The sequence below is a fragment of the Pseudomonas sp. MF06569 genome (assembly GCF_059862735.1).
Map to the genome: position 1 here is coordinate 1 of NZ_JCBCUZ010000071.1, position 1,889 is coordinate 1,889.

General features: G+C 46.7%; 2 protein-coding genes. One reads left to right on the forward strand and one right to left on the reverse strand.

Annotation, left to right across the window (positions count from 1 at the left end; translation table 11 throughout):
* Window positions 1-315 precede the first annotated feature (315 nt).
* On the reverse strand, window positions 316-627 hold the full coding sequence (locus tag AC19YQ_RS24900) for a hypothetical protein (protein WP_106116428.1): 312 nt from the start codon (window positions 625-627) through the stop codon (window positions 316-318).
* A 626-nt stretch (window positions 628-1,253) separates the two neighbouring features.
* On the opposite strand from AC19YQ_RS24900, the gene AC19YQ_RS24905 reads away from it, so the two are divergent.
* A complete protein-coding gene (locus tag AC19YQ_RS24905) occupies window positions 1,254-1,463 on the forward strand; it encodes a hypothetical protein (protein WP_500596183.1) in 210 nt (69 codons plus the stop codon).
* The last annotated feature ends 426 nt before the right edge of the window (window positions 1,464-1,889 follow it).

The window sequence follows — 1,889 nt, forward strand, 5'->3', positions numbered from 1 at the left end:
GCACGAGGTCGGCAGCCTCGCGTTTGAATTCAGCGGAAAAGGTACGGCGTTGTTTGGTCATCTGACACCTCGATCTGGCGAGTATTCTCGCCTAAAAGGGTGTCCGGTTTCATTAGACCACTACAAAGAGCTATCGCGGCAGTGAACGGTTCACCATGCTCAGGCTCAAGGTCACCATCGGTACCAATACGGGTTAGCAAAGTGTTAACCCTATAAGCCCCTTGAGTCGAAGAGCTCAGAAGGTCAGCAAATGATGTTTCCATAAATCCTATTACTCCCTGAAACAAGATCCAGTGGTCAGCTAATTTTTCGTATTCACCAGCCAGTATCGCCTTCGAGTCGGTATAGTTTTGGCTCTTTTTTTGAGGAAGTATGTTCGTCTATTACAACATCTTCTCGTCTAATTATTGGCGTATTGATCAGGGAGGAGAATATGCTAAAGACTCCTTTTCCTGGTTTGTTTTTTTTTGCCTTTAGTTTTCCGCTACGAAGAAACTCAGCTGTTTTTTTACGCTGAGCATTTGAGCGCTCTTTTTCTAGGGCACGTCGCTTCTCCGCTTTCGCGAGATCTCTTTCTCGCTCTTGATTTCGATTCTTTGCGCCAGTACTCCGTGATTTCTTGCTCATAATATTTTCAAAGCGCCTCCATGAACTTCTTTTTTCAAGTGTCTCGGTCTTTAGCAAGACCCCAACTGTCAAGCAAGCACCGATCTCGCAGACGGGATAGCGCGAGACTACATCGCGCCGTCAATGCCTTTCAAGAAATTCCCGAGCACCAGTATGCGCAGAAGGCGGCGCTTAGTCTTTACTGGCCGGCAACTCCGGGCGGAAAGTGATCGGCTTAAATGTACGCTTCTGGCCGGAAGCAGCCCTTCGTGACGAGCAGCTATCGACCATGAGCAGTCCTTTGAAAAAGTTTACAAAACTAAGGGCGATTCAGTGACCATCAAATTGCAGGCATAAAAAACCCCGTAGACCTTGATCTACGGGGCTTTCGAATGTGGAAGCCGAAGCCGGAACCGAACCGGCGTTGGCGGATTTGCAATCCACTACTTTTTGCTTAAACATCTGAAGCTTACGGTGGATTCGATTCCGCAATAACTTCATATTTTGGCAACTGAACGTCAAGCAAATGAAGGGTATCGTTTTGAGGTGCGGAACTGATTTTTACCTCCTCCCACGGCATCCTGCCCATCGCAAAACACTCACTCACCACTATCACCGGCTAGAATTTTCCTCACAGAGGATCACATATGATGAACTCAGACATAATTCCAACCCGCCCTTACAAACTCAATGAAAATCAGCTTGTCCTTGAAGCTGCCATCATGGAGCTGACACCATGGTTTGAGCTGCAAGGCTCATCTGAGGTAGGAGGAAATATTCGTAGGTCGCTAGACGTAATTACCCAGAATGATGAGTTCATCAACGCATCACTAAAAACGCTCATACCACCTGAATGAAAAAGCATAACTGATGCAGAGATGCATTTACCTAGAGTAAATCACTAGAAAATAGTTTTTGTGAAACTTTATGATGGGACTGGAGAAATACTCGTTATATATTGCGATCACTAAGATTCTAAAGTACATCGCGGCCTTCGTTTGTGTCTCTGTTTGTGTGGCCTGTAGCCAGCCCATAGGTAAGGGTAAAGCTGTACGGTTGGGGTTTATGCTGGGTGTGTCCCGGTTTCGCAGGTCAAGATTATTTGCTAGCCGAATTGACTAAAACCTGATACTCAGGTATTTAGCATTCGACTTATACTGGGCGGCCGCGAAAACTGAGTGCAACACCTGACCTTTCCGGTACGGTGCTGCCCCTATGTCCTATTCCGAACTCAGCGTTGAAGAGCGCGCGATCATTCAGCTCAGTCAAGCTCAAGGCTTCAC